Below are 21,331 nucleotides of genomic sequence, written 5' to 3' on the forward strand. Positions count from 1 at the left end.
CGGGGTTCATTCCGTCCGGATCGTTGGACAGGCGGACCCTGCGCTGTCTAGTTTTTTCGTGCGGGGGCTCAGTTTCGAGTCGCGGGTTCTGAACCGCGACGGCAGTCGCTTCCGAACGGTCCAGTGAGGGGAAGACATGATGAATGTCCGGTCGAGCGCGTCGAGGATCGGCCACACGGCCGGGGCCACCGAGGCACGTCCACCCGTCAGGACGTCCCGCTCGCGACGGTGGTTCCGACTCGCGTCGATCGCCGTGGTCTCCACGATCTTCGCCTCCGCGGGAGCGGGAGCGGCGTCCGCAGCTCCCGGTGACCGCGCACAGGCCGAGGCCCTCTTCCTGAGCGGGGACGGCCTGATCGATCTCGACACCATCGCCGAGCTCGCGGGCCCGTTCTCGCAGTTCACGCCGGGCAGCGCCGAGAACGCTCCGCTCGACGTGTCGGCGTTGGGCCTCATCGAACTCGGTCTCGGACTGCAGCTCTTCGGCGGGAACGACGTGCTCGATCTCGGCGCGACGGGCCAGTACACGGCGACGAGCGCCGACGGCGCCGTCGCGGCCTCGGGGCTCATCACGGGTACCGGGGCCATCGCGGTGGGCAACGGATCGCCCGAGCAGCGCACCAGTCTCGACCTCGGCCCCGTGCTCGACGACGTCGCGGCCGACGGGGTCGTCGACGCGCTCGCCCTCGAGCTCGACGCCCTCACCGCTCGTGCCGCGTCGGAACGCGGCGCCACGGGCGCGACCACGGACGGCGACTACCAGGTCGCGGGCGGACGGCTGCGGATCTCGGCCCCCGCACTCACCCGGGTCGTGACGGGTCTCCAGGACACCGTCGCCGGGACGGAAGCGGCGGTGGACGGGCTCGCAGCCGACGGTGGCCCGATCGATTCGACGGTCGACGGCCTCCTGGGCGGGATCGCGGCCATCCTCGACGACGCCCTCGTCGGACTCGTGTCGCTCGACGCGCCCGCCGTGACGGCGACGCTCGACGTCGACCTCTCGTCGGTCGTCGCCGACGCGATCGCCGACGACTTCGTGAGCGGCCCCGTGACGATCGACCTCGGGGCTGGCGAGATCCTCGTCGATCTCGACGAGCTCTACACCCTCAACGAACTCGCCCCGAACACCCGGCTCCTCGACGACCCGGTCGTGAACGCGCAGATCACCGAGGCGATCAGCGACATCCTCACCGACCAACTGCCGACCGCAGTGGTCGGGGCCGTCTCCGACGTGCTCGACGAGACGACTCTCACGATCGACATCGCCGCCGCCGTCGAGGCGCTCGGGCTGCCGCTCGGTGACCTCGCGATCACGATCGTCGGTTCCGTCGGCGGCTTCCTCGGATCCGAGGGTGAGTCGGCGCCGGTCGTCGACCTTGACGGAACCGAGATCCTCGGCCTCGACCTCGGCGTGATCCTCGCCCCGATCACCGACTACGTGACGGCGTCCATCGTGCCGGCCGTCGGCGGAGTCCTCGCGGGCGCACTCGACCTCCAGGGTCTCGAGACCGCGGTGACCGCGACGGGCACGGGCGCCGTGACCGCTCTCACGCCGCTCGTCGATCTGCTGGGCGAGATCGTGCGCATCACCATCAACGTGCAGGAACGGCCGGGTTCATTCCGTCACCCGGCGGGCGCCGACGCGACGTCCTTCACCCAGACCGCCGTCCGCGTCGAGGTCCTGCCCGGCGCCGCCGACGTCGTGACGCTCGACCTCGCCTCCGCGACGGTCACCGCCGCCCCGCTCGCTGCTCCCACCGTCGGCTCCGTCGCTCCCGATCGCGGGCCGGAGACCGGTGGGACGGAGGTGACGATCACCGGGACGGGATTCGACGAGCTGTCCGGACCCGAGGCGGTCCTGTTCGGTGACACGCCGGCGGCGAGCTACGTCGTCGTCAGCGACACCGAGATCACCGCGGTCACGCCCCCGAACGCCCCGGCGACCGTGCCGGTGACCGTCACGAACCCGGACGGTGCGTCGACCCCCGGCGAGTTCACGTTCTTCCCGCTCACCGACATCACGGGCGTCGACCCGGGCACCGGCTCGGAGGAGGGCGGCGACGCCGTCACGATCACGGGCTCGTGCTTCACGGGCGCGACGGACGTGTTGTTCGGCGGGACGCCCGCGGCCGAGTTCCAGGTCGTGAGCGACACCGAGATCGTCGCGACCACCGCAGCGGGCACGGGCACGGTCGACGTCACCGTCGTCAACCCGACCGAGTGCGGCGACGCGACGCTAGAGGACGCGTTCGTGTTCGTGCCGGAGGGCGCCGCGGTCGTCACGGGACTCGAGCCGGATCGCGGGCCCGAAGTCGGCGGCACTCTCGTCACGATCACGGGCTCGGGCTTCGCCGAGGCGACGGGCGTCCTGGTCGACGGCGAGCCTGCCACCGATGTCGAGATCGTGAGCGACACCGAGATCGAGCTGACGACCCCCGCGCATGCTCCCGGGACCGTGGACGTCCAGGTGGTCACGGACGTGGGCGCGTCCGCACCCGCCGATTTCACCTACTACGGCGTCACGACCGTTGACACGGTGGACCCGGATGCCGGTCCGATCGCGGGCGGCACGACCGTCGTCATCACCGGGTCGTGCTTCACGGGAGCGACCGGAGTGCTCTTCGGCGACGTGCCCGCGACGTCGTTCGTGGTCGACAGCGACACGAGGATCACGGCCGTCGTACCCGCGGGCGCCGTGCCGGGTGCCGTCGACGTCACGGTCATCGGCGCCGGGGAGTGCGCCGACGGCGGCGAGGACGGCCCCGGGACGCTTCCGGACGGTTTCGAGTACGTGGGGGTCCCCGTCGTCACGGACCTCGACCCCGCACGCGGTCCGGTCACGGGCGGCACCGAGGTCACCATCACCGGTTCCGGCCTCGCCACGACGACCGCGGTCTCCTTCGGCGGCGTCCCGGCGACCGACATCCGCGTCGTGAGCGACGAGGAGATCGTCGCGACGAGCCCGGCATCGGAGGTGACGGGACCCGTTGAGGTGCTCGTCACCACCGCGGGCGGGTCGGTCGACGCGGGCGACTTCGACTACTTCGACGTCGGTCGGGCCACGGCCATCGACCCGGATCGCGGTCCCGAGACGGGTGGCACCGAGGTGACGATCACGGGTGAGGGGCTCGCGGACACGACGGGCGTGAGCTTCGGGGGCGTGCCCGCCGAATCGTTCGAGGTCGTCGACGACTCGACCGTCGTGGCCGTCACGCCGGCTCACCGCCCCGAGGTCGTCGACGTCGTGCTCACGAACGACGCGGGGGAGTCGGAGCCGGTCGGCTTCGAGTTCTACGACGTCGCAGCGATCGACGACGTCGAGCCGGGAATCGGCCCGGCCGCAGGAGGCACGACCGTCACGATCACCGGTTCCTGCTTCACGGGCGCGACGGCCGTGTTCTTCGGCGGCGTCGAGGCCTCGAGCTTCGTCGTCGTGAGCGATACGGAGATCCGCGCGGTCACCCCCGCGGGAGCGAGCGGCGTCGTCGACGTCACCGTGCTCGGGGCGGGGGAGTGCGGGGAGGCGACCGCACCCGACGGCTTCCAGTACACCGACGCCCCGATCGTCACGTCCGTCGCACCGGATCGTGGTCCGGTCGACGGCGGCACCCTCGTCACCATCACCGGCGAGGGCCTGAGCGACACGACGGCCGTGACGTTCGACGGCGTCGAGGGCACCCGCCTGACCGTGGTGAGCGCCACCGAGGTCACGGTGTTCTCGCCGCCCCACCCGGCCGGCACCGTCGACCTCGTGGTCGTCGACCCGGACGGCGCATCCGTGCCGGTGAGCTTCACCTACGTCGGGGCGGATGCACCGATCCCCGGCGGGACCGGCGTCGGCGTCGTGACCCCGCCGTCCGGCCCCGCCGGCGGAGGCACGACCGTGACGATCACGGGAACGTGCTTCACCGGGGCGCAGGCGGTCTACTTCGGTGACTCGCCGGCGGCGGGTTTCACGGTCGTGAGCGACACCGAGATCCGGGCCGTGAGCCCCGCGGGCTCCGGCAGCGTCGACGTGACCGTGATCGGTTCGGCGGACTGCGGGTCGGGAACCCTGTCCGACGCCTTCACCTATCAGACGGCACTCGCCGTGACCGGAGCGGGCGGGAGCGGGCTCGTGCTGCTCGCCCTGCTGCTGTTCCTCGCCGGTGCCGCCGGCGTGTGGTTCTCGACGCGCCGGGTGGCGCTGCGCTGATCCCGCCGCGGTGGCCACGGGGTCGGGATCAGGCGGGCGACCGCCGGGCCCCGGCCCCCGTGAGTCACGACTCGTGGCGGGAGAGGAACTCGTACACCTCGGTGTCATCGACGCCGGGGAACGACCCGCGGGGGAGCGGGGCGAAGGTGTGCGTGTGCACTCGAGCGCTCGGCCAGGCCTTCCCCGCCCAGCGGGCCGCGAGCTCGTCGGACGGGCGACGGCAGCACGACTCGTCGGGGCAGCGCGACTCCGCACGCTCCGTCGTCTCCCTGCCGCGGAACCACTTCGCGTCGTCGAACGGCACGCCGACGCTGATCGAGAACTCGCCGTCGTCCGTCGACCCCGTCTGGGTCGCGCACCAGTAGGTCCCCGTCGGCGTATCGGTGTACTGGTAGAGCTCCGTCGTCCGGTTCGTCCGATCGAAGGCGTTCCGCGCGCTCCACTTGCGGCAGACGAACTGCCCCTCGATCGCCCCCGTCACATCCGTGGGGAGCGGGAGGCCGTCGTTCTCGTAGCCGCGCAACAGCGAGCCGTCCCCGGTCACGCGCAGGAAGTGCATGCGCATGTCGAGCTTCGAGGTCGCGAGGTTCGTGAAGCGATGGGCCGCCGCCTCGTGGGTCACCCCGAACGCATCGCGGAAGTCCTCGATGGCGAGGTCCTTGTCGCGCTTCGCCTGGCTGAGGAACGCGACGGCCGCCGTCTGCGGCATGAGGCAGCACGCCGCGTAGTAGTTGATCTCGAGGCGCTGATGGAGGAACTCGGCGTAGCTCTCCGGTCGCTCGTGGCCGAGCACGCGGTGCGCCATGGCCTGGAGCGCCATCGACCGCAAGCCGTGACCGCCGGGGATGGAAGCGGGCGGCAGGTAGATCCTCTTGTTCTCGATGTCGATGACCGAGCGCGTCGAGTTGGGGAGGTCCGCGACGTAGATGAGGGTGAAGCCGAGCTGCTCGGCCATGATGCCGACCGTGCGGTGCGTGAGGGCTCCCGACGTGTGGCCGGCGGCACGCACGCGCTCCTCCGCGATCCGCTCGATGTCCGGGAGGTAGTTGTCGTGCTCGCGCATGCGCTCGCGCAACTCCGTGTTGGCCCGCCTCGCCTCCTCCGGCGTCGCGATCGCCTCGCTCGCGCGGCGCTGCAGCTCCCGGTGGAGCCCGACGACGGCTTCGAGCGTCTCGTCGGGCGTCCCCTTCGTGACGCGCACGCGGGGGAGACCGAGGCTCGCGTACAGGGCACCGCGTTGCGCGCGCTCGAGTTCGATCTCGAGTGAGGCGCGGCGCGTCGGCGCCTCCCCGGAGAGCAGCTCGGCGAGGTCGAGACCCAACTCGCGCGCGATGGACTGCAGGGTTCCGAGCTTCGGTTCTCGCTTGCCGTTCTCGATGAGCGAGAGCTGGCTCGCGGCGATCCCGACGCGCTCGCCGAGGCCGTCGAGGGTCAGTCCCGCCGCCGACCTGAAGTGCCGGATCCGGTGTCCGAGGGTGTCCAGTGAGGAGTCGCGCGTCGCCATGCGATTAACGGTAGCGAAAGAATCGAACTTCTTTCGTCCCATTATTCCGATCGTCTCGGGTGTATCCCCTTCAGACTGGCATCAACACCACTTCTTGACCGCCCGATGAAGGGACAACCGGCATGAGCATCGCGCACATCACGGACGCACACGACGATACCTCCGACGTGGACGACACGGAACTGCAGGGACGTGCAGCCCTCGAGGCCTGGGTCGAGCGCATCGCCGCGCTGACTCGGCCCGAGAGCATCGTGTGGTGCGACGGCTCCCGGTCGGAGTCCGACCGCCTGACGAAGCAGCTCGTGGCGGACGGCAAGCTCATCCGGCTCAATCCCGAGTGGCGTCCGAACAGCTTCCTCGCGCGGAGCGACCCCGACGACGTCGCTCGCGTCGAATCACGGACGTTCATCAGCACGACGCTGGAGGAGGACGCGGGTCCGACGAACAACTGGGTCGCGCCCGACGAGATCCGTACGGAACTCGACGTCGTCTTCGCGGGCAGCATGCGCGGCCGGACGATGTACGTCGTGCCGTTCTCCATGGGACCGCTCGGTGGGCGGCTGTCGCAACTGGGCGTGCAGATCACCGATTCCGAGTACGCGGTGCTCTCGATGGGGATCATGACGAGGATGGGTGCCCGCGTGCTCGACCTCATCGACGCGGGCACGCCATGGGTCGCGACGGTCCACTCGGTGGGAGCGCCGCTCGAACCGGGCGAGCAGGACGTCCCCTGGCCGTGCAATCCCACGAAGTACATCGTGCAGTTCCCCGAGACCCGCGAGGTGTGGTCGTACGGCTCCGGATACGGCGGTAACGCGCTGCTGGCGAAGAAGTGCTTCGCGCTGCGGATCGCCTCGGCGATGGGGCGCGAGGAGGGCTGGCTCGCCGAGCACATGCTCCTCATCAAGCTCACGGATCCTCGCGGCCGGTCGTACCACATCGCCGCCGCGTTCCCCTCGGCGTGCGGGAAGACGAACCTCGCGATGCTGCGCCCCTCGATCCCCGGCTGGACCGTCGAGACGATCGGAGATGACATCGCGTGGCTCAGGCCGGGCGACGACGGCCGACTCTGGGCGGTCAACCCGGAGGCCGGATTCTTCGGAGTCGCTCCCGGGACGGGGGAGTCGACGAACGCGACGGCCGTCGAGACCCTGTGGGGCAACACGATCTTCACGAACGTCGCCCTCCGCGACGACGGCGACGTGTGGTGGGAGGGACTCACCGACACACCGCCGGCGCACCTCGTCGATTGGCGGGGTGAGGACTGGACGCCGGACAGTGGACGTACCGCGGCCCACCCGAATTCCCGCTTCACGGTCGCCGCCGCGCAGTGCCCGCAGATCGCGGACGACTGGGAGGCGCCGGACGGCGTCCCGATCGACGCGATCATCTTCGGCGGGCGGCGAGCGACCAACGTCCCCCTCGTGGTCGAGGCGACGGACTGGCGCCACGGCGTCTACATCGGCGCCACGATCTCGTCGGAGAAGACCGCGGCGGCGGAGGGGACGATCGGCGAGCTCCGCCGCGACCCCTTCGCGATGCTGCCGTTCTGCGGCTACAACATGGCCGACCATTGGGCCCACTGGCTCTCGATCGGCGACACGCTGCGCTTCGATCGCGCGCCGCGCATGTTCCAGGTGAACTGGTTCAGGAAGGGTGCCGACGGGGAGTTCCTCTGGCCCGGCTTCGCGGAGAACGCCCGCGTGCTCGGGTGGATCGCCGCCCGTGTCGCGGGCGAGGCCCGAGCGGAGGAGTCGCCGATCGGCCGCCTTCCCCTGGTCGAGGACCTCGACCTCGACGGGCTCGACCTCACGGAGGAGACGCTCGAGCAGCTCTTCGCCGTCGACGTGGACTCGTGGCGCGAGGAGGCGGACCTCACGGAGGAGTTCTTCTCGAGCTTCGGCTCACGACTGCCCGCTGCGCTCTCGACCGAGCTCGCGGCGCTGCGTTACCGCTTGGCGCTCGCCGACTCCTGACGCGGACAGCTGCGCCTGCCCCGACGCGGGGCGGACGGGAGTGGCGGGCCCGGTGATGCCGCAGGACGACCTTGGCGGGACCGTTCTGCGGCATCACCCGGCCCTCCACCTTCGACATTCATCTGGTGATGGTGCGCGTAGATACGCACTCCATCGCCGATTCAATGTTCTGTTAGACGAGGAGCTGGTGCTTGGCGAGCTCGCGGTAGAGCGGCGTCGACTCGACGAGCTCCGAGTGGGTGCCGGAGCCGACGACCCGACCGTCCTCGAGGACGACGATGTGGTCGCTGTCCACCACCGTCGAGAGCCGGTGCGCGATCACGATGAGCGTGCGTCCCTCCGCGACGGCGTCGATCGCGAGCCGCATCTTCTGCTCGTTGACACCGTCGAGGCTCGACGTCGACTCGTCGAGCAGCAGGATCGGGGGCGCCGCGACGAGGGCGCGCGCGATTGCGAGGCGCTGCCGTTCGCCGCCCGAGAGCATGATCCCGTCCTCGCCGACGGGAGCGTCGAGCCCGGCGGGATCCCGGTCGAGCACGTCGCCGAGGTTGACGGCGTGCAGGACGTCGATGCACTGCTCGTCCGTCGCCGCCGGATTGCCGAGGAGGAGGTTCTCCCGGATGGTGCCGGCGAGCACGGGGGCGTCCTGCTCGACGTAGCCGATCCGGGCGCGCAGCTCGTCGCGCGGAAGGGACCGCGCGTCGATGCCGCCGAGTCGCACGACGCCGGAGGCGGGATCGTAGAACCGCTCGATGAGGCCGAGGATGGTCGACTTGCCGGCGCCGCTCGGTCCCACGATGGCCGTGCGCCGTCCGGGAGCCGCCGCGAAGCTCACACCGCGCAGCACGGGGTCTCCGGGGCCCCGTCGTCGGGGCGCGTCCGCCGCGTCCTCCTCTGCGTCCGTCTCCCCGGACTCCGGCGCGGAGGCTGCGGCTGCGTACGCGAAGACGACGTCCTCGAACTCGATCGCCGGCTGGCCGGACGGCGGCGTGCGCGCGGGCGCCGCCGAGCGCGCGATCTCGTCGTCGTGGGCGTCCTCGGAGGGCAGTCCGATGATCTCCTGGATGCGCCCGAGGGCGCCGAGCGCCTGGTTCGTCGCCGTGATCGCACCGAACGCCTGCCCGAGCGGCATGATCATCATGAAGAGGAAGAGGATGAACGCGACGAGGCTCGCGATCGTGATCGCGCCCGATGCGACCCGGAACCCGCCGACGCCGAGGACCACGAGGAACGAGGCCTGCATCGCAATGCCGGCGACGGGGACGACGAGAGCGGAGATCTTCGCGACCTGGACTCCCATGCGCCAGGCTCCCGTCGCGTTCTCGTCGATCATCCGCACTTCGCGCTCCGTCGCGCCGGCCGCGCGGATCGTGCGGACGGCGCTGATCGCACGTTCGACGGACGCCGCGAGGTCGCCGACCTTCTGCTGGGCGCGAGCGCTCGCGACCCGGATGCGCGAGGCGAGCAGTGTCACCGTCACGACCGACACCGCGATCACGAGCACCGTGAGCCCGAGCAGCACGGGGTCGATGATGAACATCGCGATGAGCGCTCCCACGAATGTGACCGCTCCTCCGACCGCTTCGACGAGGCCTTGCGTGAGGACCGCGCGCAGGAGCGTCGTGTCACTTCCCACACGCGAGACGAGGTCGCCCGTTCGGCGCACGTCGAACTCGGACACGGGCAGGTGCAGCATGCTCGCCACGAGCCGCCGGCGTGACGAGAGCACGACGCCTTCACCCGTCCGCTGCAGGAGGTAGTGCTGATAGCCGCTGATGAGTCCGCTCACAACGACGAGGGCGACGAGCGTCCACACGAGGGCACCGAGCGGCCGTCCGCTCTCGACGATCGCGATGACCTGACTGACGAGTAGCGGCTGTGCGAGCGAGGCGGCGGCCCCGAGCAGACTCAGCAGAATGATGAACCAGAGGATCCGGCTGTGCTCGAAGAGGTAGGGGAGAAGCTCGCCGAAGCGGGCGCGTGGGCCCTCGTCGGTCGCTGGGGCACGGCGCCCGAGGCGGAGCCTGTTCGCTCGGGGCTGCGGATCGGCTCGCGTGGCGCTGCGTGCCGGGGTGGGGCTGGTCATGCTGTTCGTCCTGTCGGTGTCACGTGGAGAAGCGGAGAAGCTGAGAGGCCTACGATCGACCGTACTTCTTGTGCACGGCCTGCCGGGACACGCCCAGGCACATCGCGATGAGTTGCCAGCTGGTGTTGGCGTTGCGCGCTCGCCGTACGGCGAGCGCCTCGACGCGGTCGAGCTCGCGCCGGAGCGCCGCGATGGAGCGGAGGGACTCGAGCGGATCGTTCGATCCCGCGCTCGCTGCGAGTGTGTGGATGGTGGTCGAGTCCATGACGGCTCCGCTGTCTGTCAATGCCGGTTGACACGCAGAGCCTATCCGCGTCGACCCCTTCCGTCAACTCACGTTGACACAGGGGTGGCCCCCCGAGGTCCAGGCCTGCGGTGCACGAGTCGGCCGCCCGCGATCGTCGCAACGACGGCGAGCGTATCGTCGAGCAGGACGAGATCGGCGTCGGCTCCCACGCGGATCGAGCCCTTGTGTCGCGCGCCGATCGAGGCTGCGGGGGTCGATGAGAGGGAACGCAACGCATCGGCGAGCGGCACTCCCGCGCGATCGACGAGGACGCGGAGCGCGGCATCGAGTGGTGTGATGCTGCCCGCGAGCGTCCCCTCGGGCGTGCTGGACGTGCCGTCGGATATGACGACGTCGGTGCCCTCCCACCGCCGATGATGGCCGTCCGGTAGTCCGGTCCCGTCCGAACCGTCACTCACCACGACGACCCTCTCCGCTCCCACCTCGCGATAGACCGCTGCGACGACCTCCGGCGGGACGTGGCGTCCGTCGACGATGATCTCGACCCGGACGCGCGGATCGGCGAGGACGGCCGAGACGAGGGAATCGCCGCGGCGTTCGGGCATGGCGTTGAAGAGATGCGTCGCTCGGGTCGCGCCGGCGGCGACGGCCGCTCGCGTGGCGGCCCCGTCGGCATCGCTGTGCCCGATGGACACGCTCACCTCCGCGCGGACCAGGGTCCGTACGGCATCCAGACCGTGCGGCGTCTCTGGGGCGAGCGTGACGATCGTGAGCGAATCGCCGAGGACGGTCACCAGCCGCCGGAGTTCCGCTATGTCCGGATCCCTCACCGCGTCGGCGCGATGCACTCCTCGGCGACGCGGATTCAGGAACGGCCCTTCGAGGTGCACGCCGAGCACGTCGAGGCCCGTCGGGCCGCGGCCGACGAGGGATCGCAGCGGTGCGATCGACTCCTCGAAGACCGGGCTGGGGAGACTCGCCGTAGCCGCCACCACGGACGTGACGCCGTGGCGCACCAAGAAGCCTCCGATCACGGTCGCGGCGTCCGTCGATCCCTCCATGAAGTTGCGCCCGAGGGCGCCGTGGACGTGCGTGTCGACGAAGCCGGGAACCACGAGGAGTCCGCGCGCGTCGACCTCCGCCGATCCGTTCGGCTCTCTGGCCGGGGCCTCGAGCGCGGCGATCCGTCCGTCCACCACGACGACGTCCTTCGCGGCGAAGGATCCGTCGGGCAGGAGGGTGCGTCCGCGCGACACGCGGAGGTCGGCACGGGTCACGCGACGACCTCTCCGGCCGACTCGGCGGGTGACCAGAGCGCCGGACGCGAGAGGATCCGGCGGTACGCGCCGCCGAGGAGGATGGACGATGCGTGGTCGCGCGCGAGGAACGCGGCGCCTTGGACGGTCGCGGCCGTCCCCTTCCGAGACGTCCGCAACTCCGTCCGTGGGATGCGCGAGAGGAATTCGTCGGCGACCAGGTCCACGAACGTCGCATCGCGCGAGAGTCCACCCCCGATGACGAGGACGGACGGGTCGAGCACCGTGGCGACGGCGGCGGCGATCCGAGCGATCGCCGTCGCGTGGCGCCGCATGATTTCGCCGGCGGCGACGTTCCCCTCCGCGGCGAGGGCGAAGACCTGCTCGCTGGATGCCGGCGGTTCGTCGCCGTCCGGCCAGACGGACCGCACAGCGGCGAGCAGTCCGTGCGAGCCGTAGGTGTGCTCGATCGCGTTGCGGGGCGAGTCCACGCCGCCATCCCACGAGAGGGGGATCTGGGCGAGCTCGCCACTGGCGCCGTTGCCTCCCCGGATCAGGGCGCCGTCCGCGAAGAAACCGAAGCCGAGTCCGACACCGATCTGCAGGTAGCCGCCGTCGTCGATCCCACGCAGATCGCCGTCCTCATGTTCCGCGACGGCAGCGCAATTCACGTTGTTCTCCACCACGACGGGAACGGTGTCCGGAAGCCCGGCTTCGCCGGCGAGCGCCGAGATCATCGTGGCGGTCGTGCCGCCGGGCGCGGAGGGGGTGAAGCTCTTCGGCACGACCTGGTTCACCCCGACTCCCACAGCGACGGGCTGCCCGCGCCCGCGTTCGGACTCGAACAGGGTCGCGACGAGCGCACCGGCGGCGAGGGAGGCGCCGACCGGATCCCCGGTTTCGACGCCGTGCTCGAGTCGCGTGAGCACGGTTCCGTCCAGGTGCTGTGCGAGGACGCTGACTTGCGTGGACCCGACGTCGACCCCGATGACCCAGCCAGCGGTGTCGGCGAGTCCGTAGACGAGCGTCGCTCGCCCGCGGGGACCCTGCTCCCGACGCAGCTCGCGCACGAACCCACGACCCTCGAGGTCGCTGAGCACATTGGTGACCGTGGGGAGGCTGATGCTCAACCCGGAGGCGATCGTCTTCCGCGTGGCCTCGCCGTGCTCCAGCAGGATCGCGAGCACGCCGGCGGCGATGTCGCCGATCGCCCCTGGCGGTTGGCTTCCTGGCATGGTCTCTCCGTCCGTGTACGCGGCCTCCACCGATCATCGTCCATGCCCGCCGTGGAGACGGATCGATCGGAACGAAAAGCTTGACTTAATTATTAAAGTCGGGAAGCTTAATAAACATTGCCACATCGGACCGACGAGGAGCGAATCGCACCGTGACGGAGACCACCCCATACGACCCCCCGAGGGACTGGATCCCGGCGGCCGCGTCGTTCGCCGCTCAGCCGACAGCGCTTCGGGCGATGGTCCGCTCACTTCCGGCGCAACTGGCGGGCCTGCCTCCCCGGCCTCGGCGCCTCATGATCGCGGCGATCGGAGCTAGCCACGCCGCGACGGCAACACCCCTGCACGTCCTGCGTGGCGACGGTATCGACGCGACGCGCCACCTCCCCGGGGAACTCATCGGGGGCACGTCGGCGGCCGACGTCCTGCTCGCAATCTCGCAGAGCGGCCGCAGCGCGGAGGTCGTCGACCTGGCGTCGCGCTCGACGGCGAGCTCGCTCGTCGCCCTCACGAACTATGCGCGATCACCCCTCGGGACGCGCGCCTCGCTCGACATCACGCTGGGCGACCACTCCGACAGCTCCGTCTCGTTCCTCTCCTTCACAGGCACCATCATGGCGCTGTCGATGATCGCCGACCACTGGGCCGGCCGGTGGATCGACGGCCGCTGGGACGACGTCGCCGACGCGACCGAAGAGGTCGCCGCCGTCGCGCGGCCTGTGCTCGAGGGGATGGTCGAGGAGATCGTGTCGCGATCGAGCGTCGACGTCGTCGCGCCCACCGCGGTGCTGTCCGCGGCCGAGGAGGCCGCTCTGATGCTCCGCGAAGGACCTCGGATCCCCGCCACCGCCATGGAGACCCGTCTCTACCTGCATGGTCCCATGGACGTCGCGGGAGACACCGCCCACGTCGTCATCGGAGGGGCACGCGAGTCGACCCTCGTCGACCAGCTCGTCGAGAGAACCACCACCGTCCTGTTCGTCACCGGCCGCGGCGGCCCTCGACCGACGACCTCCCGCGCACGCGTCGTCGAACTGCCGATCGACGCGAACGACGGGCCTGCGTTCTCGATCGCGGCGTCCGTCGTCGCCCAGCTCCTGACGCTGCTGTCGTCCGACGCCGTACACGTCGACATCGACGAGCCCGCGTTCACGAGGCTCGACACCAAGACGGCATTCCCGGAGTCCCGATGACAGAGGGCGTCGTCGCGGGGCTCGACGTGGGAGGGACGAAGGCACACGTGCTCGCCGTCGACAGCGGAGGCCTGACGGTGGTGGACAGGGTCGTCCCGAACCGCGGCTGGACCCGGCTGAGCGACGAGAGGCGCCGGGACGCGCTCGTGCGTCTGGCTCGTGAGCATCTCGGTGGTCTCGAGGTGACGGCCCTCGTCGCGGGCGTTCATGGAAGCGACAGCGCCGAGAAGCAGCGCGTGCTGGGTTCCGGGCTTGCGGAGACGTTCCCCCGGACCGAAGTCGTGAACGACTCCGAGCTCATCCTCCCGGCCGGCGGTCGCTCGACGGGTACTGGCGTCGTCGCGGGCACGGGCTCGTCGGCGACATCGACGGGCGCCGACGGCCAGGCCATCACCGTCGGAGGGTGGGGGTGGGCCCTCGGCGATGACGGCGGCGCGGTCGCCCTGGTCCGTGACGCAGCGCGAGCCGTCCTTCAGGCGGCCGACGCCCTCGAGCGTGACCTGCTCGTGTCGACCCTGCTCGACGCGCTCGACGCGCGGCACCCGCACGATCTCGGCCACCTCCTGGCCTCGAGCGAGCCCACCGAGTGGGCCGCCGCAGCGAGCGCTGTCTTCATGGCCGCCGCTGAGGGGTCGGCGAGAGCGGCGGAGGTCATCGAGACGAACGCGGCTGCCCTCGCCGGCCTGCTTCAGGTCATTGCCCGTCGTGGCGGCGACATCTCCGTCGTCGTCGCAGGAGGCGGCGTGATGACGGGCCAGCCGTCGTTCTTCTCGGCCTTCCGCCGGGCCGTCGAGCTGCGGCACGGCGACGACGCGAGGGTCACGCTCCTCACACGTCCGCCCGTCGTCGGCGCCGTAGCGCTCGCTCGCGCCCGGATGGACGGCTCGATCCGTCCCGATGCCAGGAGAACCTGATGATGATTCGACGCGCGAACGCACCGGTGACCTGGGGCGTATGGGGGCCGCACAGTCTGCCGGCGCACCGCGAGCCCGCCGACGTGCTGCGGGCGGTCGCCGACGCGGGCTATGACGGCATCGAACTCGGAGCCCTCGGGTTCTTCGGCCACGAAGAGGAGGTCGTTGACGCGCTCGGATCCTTCGGCCTCGCGAGCGCCGGAGCATACGTGCCGCTGCGAATCTTCGACGGCGAGGGCGCGCTCGCTGAGGACGTCTCCGCGCTGCGCGCGGTAGCCCGGGTGCTCGCCCTCACAGGCGCCACCGGTCCGTTGATCCTCGCGGAGGAGACGATCCCCGAGATCAAGAGGCATGTGGCGCGTGGACGGCAGCACCCTGAGCTCGACCTCGACGACGAGGAGTGGGACGAGCTCGTCCGCGTGGTCGAGCTCGCGGTCTCCATCACGGAGGACGCCGGCCTCACGGCGAGCTTCCACCCGCATACGGGCACCCACGTCGAGCAGCCCGCAGAGGTCGACCGGTTGCTCGAGGCCACGGACGTCGGACTCACCCTCGACACGGGCCACGCGCTCGCCGGGGGCGACGACCCGGTCGATCTCGCGCGTCGGTGGGCCGATCGGGTCAACCACGTGCACATCAAGGACATCCTCGTGAGCCCCGTCCATCACGCCGGCGCCGCCGGTACCGAATTCGGGATAGCGGACGTCTCGGTCCCCCTCGGGGATGGCGACGTCGATCTCGTCTCATTCCTCCACGAGCTCGAGTCCCGGCGATACGCGGGATGGGTGGTCGTGGAACAGGACCGTCGACCTGACGGCGGTCACGACCACGCGGACGTCGATCGCGAACAGCGACGGAACCTGGCGTGGCTCGACGGTCACATCCCCAACCCACCGGACCCCCGTGGTCAAACAGAGGAGAACTCATGATCCGCACCAGAAGAGCGCCGCTCGCCGCGGCCATCGGTATCACAACCGTGGTCCTGCTCGCGGGGTGCGCACCCGGTTCCGGGCAGCGCACTGGCCCCACCGAGACCGAGGAGATCACGGAACCGGTCACCGTCGAGCAGGTCGCCGAGCTGGGAGACGTGACGTTGCGGGTCTGGGCGGACGCAGGCGAGGAGAGCATGCTCGACGCGCTCGTGGAGCAGTACGAGGACACCTACGACAACGTCACAGTCGACGTCACGATCAAGGGGTGGGACGACCTGATGGGCACGGTCGTCAACGCGATGAACGGCGACAACGCGCCAGACGTCACGAACGGGAACCAGGGCTTCGCGATCATGGGAACGATGGTGAAGGGCGGAATGCTGCGCCCGATCGATGACGTGATCGCCGCCTACGGCATCGACGAGGGGCTTCCCGAGAGCGGCTTCGACTCCATGCGCTGGAACGATGACGGCACCCAGTGGGGGAGCGGGAACATCTACGGGATGGGAGGCGCGACGCAGCCGCTCGGCCTCTTCTACAACCGGGCGAAGCTCGAGGAGCTCGGCCTCGGGGTACCGGACTCCATCGGGGAGGTCGAAGAGGCGCTCGCCACGGCGAAGGCCGGGGGTGAGACGCCCATCCAGCTGGGCAATTCCGACCAGTACCCCCTCGGATCGCACGTGCTCGGGATCCTCATCAACATGTACGCGGATCCCGCAGAGGTCAACGAGTGGATCGCGGGCGGCGCCGACGCCTCCTTCGACAGCCCCGGCATCCGCGCGGCTCTCGAGAAGCTCGCGGAATGGGGAGAGAAGGGCTACTTCGCCGCGGGATACGACGGTCGCTCGCTCGATGACGCCGTCAGCGCGTACGGCGAAGGGGACGGGGTGTTCTTCCTCGGAGGGTCCTTCAACGGATCGAAGCTCGCCGCCGTCGATCCCGATGCGTTCGGGTACACGCTTCTGCGTGCCGAAAGCGGTGAGTACGTCACGACGGGCACGTTCGGGACGCCGTGGCACATCAGCTCGAAGAGCACGATCCAACCGGCCGCGATTGCCTTCCTCGGCATGATGCTGAGCCCGGAGTTCGCGCAGACGTACGCCGACAGCAGCCGGCTCCCCGTGGCCGACCTGGAGGGCGTGACGGCGACAGGATCGATGCACCAATCGCAGCTCGACGCCGCTCAGGCGCTCTTCGCGGACGGCGAGTTCGTCGGATACCTCGACTGGGCCACACCGACGATGCAACGCACGCTCGGCGCCGGTGCCCAGGAACTGCTGGGCGGACGGATGAGCGTCGACGAGTTCGTCGAGAGCGTGCAGTCCGACTGGTCCGACTACCAGACCGAGCGCACGGGCTGATGACGACGGCTCCCGCCGTTCGTGCGATGGCCGGCCGGGGAGCGCGTCGCGCGCGCTCCGGCCGGCCGGGACGCGCCCGCTCCCGCCATTACCTGTACCTGGTGCCGGGCTTCGTGCTCTACGCGGTCTTCACACTCACTCCGCTCGCGCAGACGATCCAGTACTCCTTCTATGACTGGGACGGGATCACCGAGGCGACGTGGGCCGGGTTCGACAACTATGTCGCCGTCGTCACCGACCCCGTGAGTCGATCGACGTTCGGCCACTCAATAATGTTCATTTTCTTCTACACGGTGCTCCCGACGGTCATCGGGCTGCTCATCGTCGCCGTCATGAACCGCGTGCGCATCCGATTCCTCACGGTGTTCCGCACCGTGCTGTTCCTGCCGCAGATCCTCGCCACCGTGGTGATCGCCGTGGCGTGGCGCTGGATCTTCGCGCAGGACGGGCCGATCAACGCGACCCTCGAGTTGCTGGGTCTCGGTGCGTTGTCCCGCGCATGGCTCGGCGACTTCACGACGGCACTGCCGGCCGTCGGGCTGATCGGCACGTGGATCATGTACGGGCTCTGCATGGTGCTGTTCATCGGCGGCGTCCAGAAGATCCCCGTCGAGCTCTACGAGGCCGCGCGCATCGACGGCGCCGGCCCGATCCGGGAGTTCTTCAGCGTGACGCTCCCGGGGCTGCGCGGTGAGATCTCGATCGCCCTGGTGCTCACGGTGACGAACGCGCTCCGCAACTTCGACATCGTCTGGAACACCACCTCGGGAGGCCCGGGCACCTCGACACTCGTCCCGAGCTACCTCATCTACGAGGGCGCGTTCGTAACGCGCGAGGTCGGGTTCGCCGCCGCCGCGAGCGTTGTGCTCACCGCCCTCATCCTCGTGATCACCGGTGCAATCACCCGGCTGCTGCGAGTGGGGGCCGACCGATGAAGGGATCCATCAGGGAGAGCATCGCCGGGCACGCCTTCCTCATCGTCGGAGCGGTGATCGCCCTCTACCCGTTCCTGTCGATCATGGCGCAGGCGCTGAGCCCGGCTCCCGCGAGCGCAGCCCGGGGCGTGACGCTCGAGAACTTCGCGTCGGCGTGGACCCGCGGTGGCTTCAGCACGTCACTGTTCTCGAGCGCGCTGGTGGCACTCGCCGTCGTGATTGCCACGGGGTTCGTCGCCACGCTCGCCGGTTACGCCCTGTCCGTGCTCAAGGTCCGGTGGCGGGGGCTCATCATGGCTGTACTCCTCGTCGGACTCGTGCTGCCCTCCGAGGCGAGGATCATCCCGCTGTACGACATGATGTCGAGCCTCGGTCTTCTCAACACCTACTGGGCGCTCATCCTGCCGCAGATCGCGAGTTCGTTCTCGCTCGCGACCTTCTGGATGGCGAACTACTTCGGTGCACTGCCGGCGAGTCTCGCCGAGGCCTCGTCCCTCGACGGGGCGAACAGCTGGCAGACCCTGAGGCACGTGTTCGCGCCGCTCGGCATGTCCGCTCTCGCGACCCTCAGCTGTCTCGTGTTCCTCTACACCTGGAACGAGTTCATGCTCGCCCTCGTCCTCATGCCGGACGATGCGACAGTGCAGACCGCCCCGCTGTCACTGTCGTTCTTCGCGGGCAACGAGCGCAACACCGAACCCGAGGTCATCGCCGCGGCCGCTGTGCTGGTGGCCCTCCCCGTCGTCATCGCCTACGCGTTCTTGCAACGGCGATTCATGTCTGGACTCCTGGAAGGAGCCGTGAAGGAATGAGCATCGATCCCGCGACCGGACGGAGGGTCCGTCTCGGCATCATCGGACTCGGGCTGATCACGCAGAGTGTCCACCTGCCCAATCTGCGGAGGCTGGCGGACCGTTTTGAGATCGTCAGGGTGTGCGACCTCTCCGCGAGTGTCGCCGAGGGCATCGCCGCGGAACTCGGCGCGATCGCCCACGGGACGCGATCGCAGGAGGTCATCGATGATCCCGCCGTCGAGGCCGTGCTCCTCTGCACCCCCGGGGCGCACTCCGAACTCGCGCGCCGAGCGCTCGAGGCGGGAAAGCACGTCTTCGCCGAGAAGCCGTACGCCTATGACCCCGAGACCGCGCAGCGCGATGCGGCGTTCGCGGCCTCAGTCGGCCTCGTCCTGCAGGTCGGCTACATGAAGATGTACGAGCCGGCGATGGCCGAGGCGAGACGGCGCCTCCCTGAGATCGGGGCTGTGCGGCTCGTGCGGATGACCGTCCTGCATCCGTCGGACGAGCACCAGACGGTCGGCATACCGGTGCTGCGCGGTTCCGACGTGTCCGACGATGCGATCGCGGCGGCCGTGACGGCGAACCGTCGGGAGGTCGCCGATGCGCTCTCCGCCGACCCGGGGGTCGATCCCGTGCTGTTCCGCAACGTCTTGCATGGATCCGTGTGCCACCAGGCCGCCGTGCTGCGGGCGCTCCTGCCCGATGACGAGGCGACGGTGTCGTGGGCCGACGCCGACGCGACGTCCGAGGGGGAGCGTCCGGGCCCTCCCCGGCTCCAGGTCGGAGGGCGCCTCTCGGGCGGGGCCCAGTGGACGTTGTCCTGGAACTGGCTCCCCGACTACCCCGGGTACTCCGAGTGGGTCGAGATCCTCGGGGATGCCGGCGTGATACGCATCGATCTCCCCGGGCCCTACGGAGACCTGCCGAGCGCCACGCTCCGCGTGACGAGCGCCGCGGAGCCACCGGTCGACAGCGGCGTCTGGGATCCGGGCACACCTGCCGCCTTCGTGCGCGAGCTGACCGCGTTCTCCGACGCGATCCGTGAGGGAGCCGCCGTGCGGTCGACCGCGGATGGCGCGGCGGCCGACGCGCGCCTCCTCCTCGAGATCGCTCGACGGCTCGCGTGACCGGAGGTCCGGTGGCCGTCGCCTCCGGGGACGCCGAACGGGTGGCTGGATCCGCTATCGGATCCAGCCACCCGTTCGCGTCACGACGATGTCAGGCGTCGATGTCGATGTCCTTCGTCTCCTTCGAGAGGATGAGCGCGATGAGCGTCAGGACGCCCATGACCGACAGGTAGACGCCCACCCAGAAGGGGCTGCCGTCGGCCGACGACCAGAGCCAGAGGGCCACGATCGGCGCGAGGGCCGCACCGAGGATCGAGCTCACGTTGTAGCTGATCGCCGAACCGGTGTAGCGGACGTTCGTCGGGAACAACTCCGGCAGGAGCGCACCCATCGGGCCGAAGGTCGATCCCATGAGCGCGAAGCCGAGCACGAGGAAGAGGATGACCGCGGGGGTGCCGCCGCCGAGCATCGGCACGAACAGGAAACCGAAGACGATGATGAGCGACGTGACCACGATGAGCGTCTTGCGACGGCCGAAACGGTCGGCGAGCGGCCCGGACACGAGCGTGAAGATGCCGAAGAACACGACGCCGAAGATGAGCATGAGCACGAAGTCGGTGTACGTGTAGCCGAGTCCCGGGTAGAAGGCCGCGCGGAAGCCCTCCTCGTTGAACGGGTTGCCGGCGGCCTCGGCGGCCGCTCGCGCGTTCGCCGTCGCCACCTCCACGTCCGATGCCTTCGTGCCGAAGGTGAGCGTGAAGTTCGTCATGAGGTAGAAGAGCACGTAGGTCGCGAGCATGATGAACGTGCCGAGGATGAGCTCGCGCCAGTTCGACTTGAGGACCGTGCCGAGGGGCAGCTTCCGGACGGCGCCGCGGTCGACCGTCTTCTGGAAGGCGGCGGACTCGACGAGGCGCAGCCGCACCCACAGGCCGATGACGACCATGACGGCCGAGAAGAGGAACGGGATCCGCCAGCCCCAGTCGTCGAACGCCTGCGACGGGGTGCCCGGCGCGTCGGCGTTCGGGAGCGTCGCGTTGATGATGAGGAAGATGCCGTTCGCGATGATGAAGCCGAGCGGGGCGCCGAGCTGCGGGAATGTGCCGTACCAGGCGCGCTTGCCGACGGGGGCGTTCTCCGTGGCGACGAGTGCAGCACCGCTCCACTCACCGCCGAGCGCGAAGCCCTGCGCGAGTCGGAGGACGAGGAGCAGGAGCGCGGCGAACCAGCCGATGTTCTCGTACGTCGGGAGGACGCCGATGAGGAACGTCGCGATACCCATGGTGAGCAGAGACGCGACGAGCGTCGCCTTGCGTCCGAACTTGTCGCCGAAGTGTCCGAAGACGACGGCGCCGACCGGGCGGGCGATCATCGCGGCACCGAAGGTCGCGAACGAGGCGAGCAGCGAGGTCGTCTCGTCGGCCGCGGGGAAGAAGAGGCGCGGGAACACGAGCACGGCGGCCGTCGCGTAGACGTAGAAGTCGTAGAACTCGATCGTCGTGCCGACGAGGCTCGCGAGGATGACGCGAGAGCGGGGATTGGCGGGAGTTGTACCGGAGGGTACGGAAGTGGTGCGAGACATGAAGTCAGACGTCCTGAGAGTGAGCGTGGGGGTGAGACCGCCGCGCGGCAC

The 21,331-nt window shown here is 69.8% G+C and carries 15 protein-coding genes; 9 read left to right on the plus strand and 6 right to left on the minus strand.

What is annotated here, in order from left to right:
- Positions 1–253: 253 nt before the first annotated feature.
- Positions 254–4,195: an IPT/TIG domain-containing protein gene (locus ELQ90_RS14650; RefSeq protein ID WP_166409100.1), complete on the plus strand. Its 3,942-nt coding sequence runs from the start codon at positions 254–256 to the stop codon at positions 4,193–4,195.
- 64 nt (positions 4,196–4,259) lie between these two features.
- Here ELQ90_RS14650 and ELQ90_RS14655 read toward each other — a convergent pair whose 3' ends face one another.
- Complete coding sequence (locus ELQ90_RS14655; protein ID WP_128496043.1) at positions 4,260–5,699, minus strand: helix-turn-helix transcriptional regulator; 1,440 nt, start codon at positions 5,697–5,699, stop codon at positions 4,260–4,262.
- A 122-nt stretch (positions 5,700–5,821) separates the two neighbouring features.
- Between ELQ90_RS14655 and ELQ90_RS14660 the strand changes: the two genes are divergently transcribed.
- Positions 5,822–7,675, plus strand: coding sequence for a phosphoenolpyruvate carboxykinase (GTP) (locus ELQ90_RS14660; protein ID WP_128496044.1), 1,854 nt, complete (start codon positions 5,822–5,824; stop codon positions 7,673–7,675).
- Between the two features lie 172 nt (positions 7,676–7,847).
- Here the strand turns inward: ELQ90_RS14660 and ELQ90_RS14665 are convergent, their stop codons facing one another.
- The 4 genes from ELQ90_RS14665 to ELQ90_RS14680 form a co-directional block, all read right to left on the minus strand.
- Entirely contained in the window at positions 7,848–9,761 is a 1,914-nt protein-coding gene (locus tag ELQ90_RS14665) for an ABC transporter ATP-binding protein (RefSeq protein WP_128496045.1), read from the minus strand.
- A gap of 49 nt (positions 9,762–9,810) precedes the next feature.
- Complete coding sequence (locus ELQ90_RS14670) at positions 9,811–10,026, minus strand: hypothetical protein (RefSeq protein ID WP_128496046.1); 216 nt, start codon at positions 10,024–10,026, stop codon at positions 9,811–9,813.
- Between the two features lie 68 nt (positions 10,027–10,094).
- Positions 10,095–11,285 (minus strand): N-acetylglucosamine-6-phosphate deacetylase, encoded by a 1,191-nt coding sequence (gene nagA / locus ELQ90_RS14675; protein WP_166409102.1) that lies wholly within the window; start codon positions 11,283–11,285, stop codon positions 10,095–10,097.
- Positions 11,282–12,499 (minus strand): ROK family transcriptional regulator, encoded by a 1,218-nt coding sequence (locus tag ELQ90_RS14680; RefSeq protein WP_128496047.1) that lies wholly within the window; start codon positions 12,497–12,499, stop codon positions 11,282–11,284. The genes nagA and ELQ90_RS14680 overlap by 4 nt, the downstream gene beginning before the upstream one ends.
- Before the next feature lie 152 nt (positions 12,500–12,651).
- Here ELQ90_RS14680 and ELQ90_RS14685 point away from each other — a divergent pair, with 152 nt between their 5' ends.
- From ELQ90_RS14685 to ELQ90_RS14715, 7 genes are read left to right on the plus strand one after another with little or no spacing between them, the layout of a single operon-like run.
- On the plus strand, positions 12,652–13,692 hold the full coding sequence (locus tag ELQ90_RS14685) for an SIS domain-containing protein (RefSeq protein ID WP_128496048.1): 1,041 nt from the start codon (positions 12,652–12,654) through the stop codon (positions 13,690–13,692).
- Complete coding sequence (locus ELQ90_RS14690; protein ID WP_128496049.1) at positions 13,689–14,606, plus strand: BadF/BadG/BcrA/BcrD ATPase family protein; 918 nt, start codon at positions 13,689–13,691, stop codon at positions 14,604–14,606. The genes ELQ90_RS14685 and ELQ90_RS14690 overlap by 4 nt, the downstream gene beginning before the upstream one ends.
- Entirely contained in the window at positions 14,606–15,535 is a 930-nt protein-coding gene (locus tag ELQ90_RS14695) for a sugar phosphate isomerase/epimerase family protein (protein WP_128496050.1), read from the plus strand. Before ELQ90_RS14690 ends, ELQ90_RS14695 begins: the two co-directional genes overlap by 1 nt.
- The gene (locus tag ELQ90_RS14700; RefSeq protein ID WP_128496051.1) at positions 15,532–16,899 is read left to right on the plus strand and encodes an ABC transporter substrate-binding protein; all 1,368 of its coding nucleotides are present in this window, start codon (positions 15,532–15,534) and stop codon (positions 16,897–16,899) included. The genes ELQ90_RS14695 and ELQ90_RS14700 overlap by 4 nt, the downstream gene beginning before the upstream one ends.
- Positions 16,899–17,834: a carbohydrate ABC transporter permease gene (locus tag ELQ90_RS14705; RefSeq protein ID WP_128496052.1), complete on the plus strand. Its 936-nt coding sequence runs from the start codon at positions 16,899–16,901 to the stop codon at positions 17,832–17,834. Before ELQ90_RS14700 ends, ELQ90_RS14705 begins: the two co-directional genes overlap by 1 nt.
- Complete coding sequence (locus ELQ90_RS14710) at positions 17,831–18,646, plus strand: carbohydrate ABC transporter permease (protein WP_128496053.1); 816 nt, start codon at positions 17,831–17,833, stop codon at positions 18,644–18,646. Before ELQ90_RS14705 ends, ELQ90_RS14710 begins: the two co-directional genes overlap by 4 nt.
- Entirely contained in the window at positions 18,643–19,758 is a 1,116-nt protein-coding gene (locus ELQ90_RS14715) for a Gfo/Idh/MocA family protein (RefSeq protein ID WP_128496054.1), read from the plus strand. The genes ELQ90_RS14710 and ELQ90_RS14715 overlap by 4 nt, the downstream gene beginning before the upstream one ends.
- Before the next feature lie 91 nt (positions 19,759–19,849).
- On the opposite strand, the gene ELQ90_RS14720 is transcribed toward ELQ90_RS14715, so the two are convergent.
- Positions 19,850–21,280: an MFS transporter gene (locus ELQ90_RS14720; RefSeq protein ID WP_128496055.1), complete on the minus strand. Its 1,431-nt coding sequence runs from the start codon at positions 21,278–21,280 to the stop codon at positions 19,850–19,852.
- Between the last annotated feature and the right edge of the window lie 51 nt (positions 21,281–21,331).

Origin of the sequence: Labedella phragmitis (genome assembly GCF_004078635.1) — a bacterium.
GTDB lineage: Bacteria > Actinomycetota > Actinomycetes > Actinomycetales > Microbacteriaceae > Labedella > Labedella phragmitis.

Bases quoted from the DNA above. Each gene is read 5' to 3' on its own strand.
- ELQ90_RS14720 (WP_128496055.1), bottom strand. From the start codon at position 21,280: ATGTCTCGCACCACTTCCGTACCCTCCGGTACAACTCCCGCCAATCCC.
- ELQ90_RS14665 (WP_128496045.1), bottom strand. From the start codon at position 9,761: ATGACCAGCCCCACCCCGGCACGCAGCGCCACGCGAGCCGATCCGCAG.
- ELQ90_RS14670 (WP_128496046.1), bottom strand. From the start codon at position 10,026: ATGGACTCGACCACCATCCACACACTCGCAGCGAGCGCGGGATCGAAC.
- ELQ90_RS14655 (WP_128496043.1), bottom strand. From the start codon at position 5,699: ATGGCGACGCGCGACTCCTCACTGGACACCCTCGGACACCGGATCCGG.
- ELQ90_RS14715 (WP_128496054.1), top strand. From the start codon at position 18,643: ATGAGCATCGATCCCGCGACCGGACGGAGGGTCCGTCTCGGCATCATC.
- ELQ90_RS14690 (WP_128496049.1), top strand. From the start codon at position 13,689: ATGACAGAGGGCGTCGTCGCGGGGCTCGACGTGGGAGGGACGAAGGCA.
- ELQ90_RS14710 (WP_128496053.1), top strand. From the start codon at position 17,831: ATGAAGGGATCCATCAGGGAGAGCATCGCCGGGCACGCCTTCCTCATC.
- ELQ90_RS14660 (WP_128496044.1), top strand. From the start codon at position 5,822: ATGAGCATCGCGCACATCACGGACGCACACGACGATACCTCCGACGTG.
- ELQ90_RS14705 (WP_128496052.1), top strand. From the start codon at position 16,899: ATGACGACGGCTCCCGCCGTTCGTGCGATGGCCGGCCGGGGAGCGCGT.
- ELQ90_RS14700 (WP_128496051.1), top strand. From the start codon at position 15,532: ATGATCCGCACCAGAAGAGCGCCGCTCGCCGCGGCCATCGGTATCACA.
- ELQ90_RS14695 (WP_128496050.1), top strand. From the start codon at position 14,606: ATGATGATTCGACGCGCGAACGCACCGGTGACCTGGGGCGTATGGGGG.
- ELQ90_RS14680 (WP_128496047.1), bottom strand. From the start codon at position 12,499: ATGCCAGGAAGCCAACCGCCAGGGGCGATCGGCGACATCGCCGCCGGC.